This window comes from Streptomyces sp. SID1328 (genome assembly GCF_009865595.1).
Lineage (GTDB): Bacteria > Actinomycetota > Actinomycetes > Streptomycetales > Streptomycetaceae > Streptomyces > Streptomyces griseoluteus.
Map to the genome: position 1 here is coordinate 1 of NZ_WWKH01000341.1, position 3,434 is coordinate 3,434.

Here is a 3,434-nt window from a genome sequence, read left to right on the forward strand (position 1 = left end):
CGCCTCAAACCGTGACCGCGCTCACTTTCACTGCGGGTGTGGTGGCGGTCCGGGCGGGTGACCGAACACCCTGTTTTTGGCCATTGAGCCTCCGGCACCGCGAGGGGGAACGACGCGATCGCCCAGGTGGGACATCGCCGTTAGGCTGCGAGCCAGGCGTGCGGACGACGACGCTCCGTCGGGTCCGCGAAAGCCGATCCGCCGTCGACGGAAGCGAGTCGAACCTTGAACTTCCTTACCATCGGGCACCGTGGGGTCATGGGTGTCGAGCCCGAGAACACGCTCCGTTCCTTCGCCGCCGCCGAGCAGGCCGGGCTGGACCTGATCGAACTCGATCTGCACCTGAGCAAGGACGGTGCGCTGATCGTCATGCACGACGCCGAGGTCGACCGCACCACGGACGGCACCGGGCAGATCGCCGAGAAGACTCTCGCGGAGCTGCGCGCCCTGGACGCGGGGCTCGGCGAGCGGGTTCCGGTGTTCGAGGAGGTGCTGGACGCGGTCCGGGCGCCGATCCAGGCCGAGATCAAGGACGTGGCCGCCGCGCAGGCGCTGGCGGAGGTGATGCTCCGGCGCGACCTGGTCTCCCGCGTGGAGGTCATCTCCTTCCACGACGAGGCGCTCGCCGAGATCTCCCGGCTGGTGCCGGGGGTGCGCACCGCGCTGGTGGCCGAGCACTACGGCCCCGAGGTGGCCGACCGCGCGGTCGCGGTCGGCGCGGCGACCCTCTGTCTGGACGTCCGCAGGCTGACGCTGGAGGTCGTGGAGAAGGCGCGCGCGGCGGGCCTGAGGGTCTTCGCCTGGGTGGTGAACACCCAGGACGAGCTGCGACTGGTGCGCGCCCTCCAGCTGGACGGCGCGACCACCGACCTCCCGGACATCAAGCGCACCGGCCGCTTCACCGCGTAGGCGGCCCCGCCGTCACACCAGGGACTTGACCAGCAGCTCGAAGCGCAGGTCGGGGCGGCGCGGGATGCCGAAGCGCTCATCGCCGTACGGGAACGGGGTCGTCTCACCCGTACGGCGGTAGCCCCGGCGCTCGTACCAGCCGATCAGGTCGTCGCGGACCGAGATCACCGTCATGTGCATCTCGGTGGCGCCCCAGTCGGCACGCGCCAGCCGCTCCGCCTCCGCCATGACGGTTTTGCCGAGGCCCGCCCCCTGCAGGCTGGGGCTGACCGCGAACATGCCGAAGTAGGCGTGTGTGCCCCGGTGTTCGAGCTGGCAGCAGGCGACGATCCGGCCCTCCCGCTCCACCACGAGCAGCCTGCTGTCCGGTGTCTTGATGACCTGGCGCACTCCCTCGGGATCGGTGCGCTGCCCGTCCAGGATGTCCGCCTCGGTGGTCCACCCGGCCCGGCTGGCGTCCCCCCGGTACGCCGACTCGACCAGCGCGACGAGGTCGTCCACGTCGGCGTCGGTGGCGTCGCGGAACGTCGGTCCGATGGGGGTGTCCATGGGGTGTACTCCGATCTGGGGCGCGGCTGAACAGGGACGAGCCTAGTCGGGCGCTAGGCTCCGCTCGCATGGTGCATGTACTGGGCAGCCGGACCCTCATCCGCCCCACGGACCCCGAGCGCTCCCGCGCCTTCTACGGCGGACAACTGGGACTCGCCGTATACCGCGAGTTCGGGGAGGGGCCCGAGCGTGGGACCGTCTACTTCCTGGGCGGCGGCTTCCTCGAACTCTCCGGCCGCTCTCAGACCCCGCTCACGCCGTCGGTGCGGCTCTGGCTCCAGGTGCCGGACGCGGCCGCCGCGCACGACGAGCTGCGGGCCGAGGGTGTGGAGATCGTGCGGGCGCCGGTCCGGGAGCCGTGGGGGCTTATCGAGATGTGGATCGCCGACCCGGACGGCATCCCGATCGTGCTGGTGGAGACCCCGGCGGACCATCCGCTGCGGTACCGGCCGGGCATCTGACACGCGGCTTCAGCCGCGCAGGGCGCCCAGCCGGCCCTCCAGACCGTCCAGCAGGCCGGCGAGCAGACCGGACAGCTCGTCCTGGCCGACGGGGGTCAGTACGGACAGCACCGCCTCCTCGTAGGCGAGTTGCTCGGGCAGGATGCCGTCCACCAGGTCGCGTCCGGCGTCGGTGAGGCGGAGGTGGGAGACGCGGCGGTCACGGGTGTCGCCGCGCCGCTCGACCAGTCCGCGCTCGGTGAGCTGCTTGACCCGCTTGGTCACGGCCGCCCCGGAGGAGAAGGTCTCCCGCGCCAGCTCCCCCGGCGTCAGTTCGTGCCCGGTACGGCGGAGAGCGCCGAGCAGGTCGAACTCCGCCCGGCTGAGCCCGGCCCGGCGCAGCGGGGCGTCCTCGGCCTGCTGGAGGAGGGCGGCGCAGCGGTTGATCCGGCCGATGACCTCCATGGGCCCGGTGTCCAGCGCGGGGTGCACGGCACGCCACTGCCGGACGACCGAGGCCACGGTGTCCGTCCTCGGGTGCTGGTTTCCCGTGTCCGTCATGGCCGCGTGTCCTCCGTGGTGCCGTGTCAGTCCTGCTTCAAGGGTGCGGCCGCCCGGTGCCGTACCGCCGCCGCGAGCGTACGGTGTCCGGCCTGCTCGGCGAGCGCGAGGCGTTCCGAGGGGAAGGGCCGTTGCCACCACTCCCCCTGCGCGGCGGCGGTGGTGGCACGCAGGTCGGTGAGCGCCACGGCGAGGGCGCGACGGGCGGCCGGCAGGGCGTGGGGCGCCGGGTGGGTCAGCAGGTGCTCGGTGTGCGCGCCGGCGTTCTCGACGGCCGTCAAGGCGTCGTGCACGCGGTCGCCGGCCCGCCGGTTGGTGACCAGCACGGCGGCGGCGAGCCCGGCCAGCGCACCGACCAGCGTGTCCAGCACCCGCTGGGTGATCAGCGTGCCGGGGTCCTGGAGGTGGGTGAACTCGGTGATGAGCAGGGCCATGGGCGTGACGCAGACCGTGCCGAGCCAGTAGTTGCGGGCGATGAGCGCTTCCGCGCCGAAGCTGCACGCCAGGCAGCACAGGATCAGCGTGACGGGGTGGAGGTGGGTCAGCGGGGTGAGCGCGGCGAATACGAGCACGCCCAGGAGGTTGCCCACGACGCGCTGGACGCTCCGGTTCCAGGTGAGGGTGACGTTGGCCTGGTAGAGGGATGCGGCGGTGACAAGAGCCCAGTAGGGGCGGCCCACGCCGAGGGAGAGGGCGGCCAGACCGGCCAGCGCGCAGCCCAGGGCGGTACGGGTGGCTATGGGGGCCAGGTGCTTGAAGGGGATGCGGGCGGGCCGGGGGTGCGGGAGGGCCGAGTGGGTGGTTTCCGCTTGCGGTACCGGGCCGGTGCCGCGCAGGGCCCCGGCCCAGGCGCGCAGCCGGCCGGGGTCGGCGTCGGCGGTCTCGGCGCGGAGCAGCAGGTTCTCCAGGGCTCGCCGGGTGGGGTCGGGGCGGACACCGGGGGAACGGAGGGCCTGCCAGGCGGTGTGCAGGGCC

At 72.8% G+C, this 3,434-nt stretch carries 5 protein-coding genes; 2 read left to right on the forward strand and 3 right to left on the reverse strand.

All coding sequences use genetic code 11. From position 1 onward, the window contains the following. The first annotated feature begins 225 nt into the window (after nucleotides 1-225). Complete coding sequence (locus GT030_RS10195; RefSeq protein WP_161200819.1) at nucleotides 226-909, forward strand: glycerophosphodiester phosphodiesterase family protein; 684 nt, start codon at nucleotides 226-228, stop codon at nucleotides 907-909. Nucleotides 910-921: 12 nt separating this feature from the next. Here the strand turns inward: GT030_RS10195 and GT030_RS10200 are convergent, their stop codons facing one another. Beyond that, a complete protein-coding gene (locus GT030_RS10200; RefSeq protein ID WP_161200820.1) occupies nucleotides 922-1,458 on the reverse strand; it encodes a GNAT family N-acetyltransferase in 537 nt (178 codons plus the stop codon). Nucleotides 1,459-1,526: 68 nt separating this feature from the next. Between GT030_RS10200 and GT030_RS10205 the strand changes: the two genes are divergently transcribed. After that, complete coding sequence (locus GT030_RS10205; RefSeq protein WP_161200821.1) at nucleotides 1,527-1,919, forward strand: VOC family protein; 393 nt, start codon at nucleotides 1,527-1,529, stop codon at nucleotides 1,917-1,919. Nucleotides 1,920-1,928: 9 nt separating this feature from the next. On the opposite strand, the gene GT030_RS10210 is transcribed toward GT030_RS10205, so the two are convergent. Together GT030_RS10210 and GT030_RS10215 are read right to left on the reverse strand one after the other, a co-directional pair. Next, a complete protein-coding gene (locus tag GT030_RS10210; protein WP_161200822.1) occupies nucleotides 1,929-2,459 on the reverse strand; it encodes a MarR family transcriptional regulator in 531 nt (176 codons plus the stop codon). 26 nt (nucleotides 2,460-2,485) lie between these two features. Beyond that, nucleotides 2,486-3,434: FUSC family protein (locus tag GT030_RS10215; protein ID WP_161200823.1), on the reverse strand; the 949-nt coding region annotated here is incomplete at its 5' end.

Bases quoted from the DNA above. Each gene is read 5' to 3' on its own strand.
- GT030_RS10200 (WP_161200820.1), bottom strand. From the start codon at position 1,458: ATGGACACCCCCATCGGACCGACGTTCCGCGACGCCACCGACGCCGAC.
- GT030_RS10210 (WP_161200822.1), bottom strand. From the start codon at position 2,459: ATGACGGACACGGGAAACCAGCACCCGAGGACGGACACCGTGGCCTCG.
- GT030_RS10205 (WP_161200821.1), top strand. From the start codon at position 1,527: ATGGTGCATGTACTGGGCAGCCGGACCCTCATCCGCCCCACGGACCCC.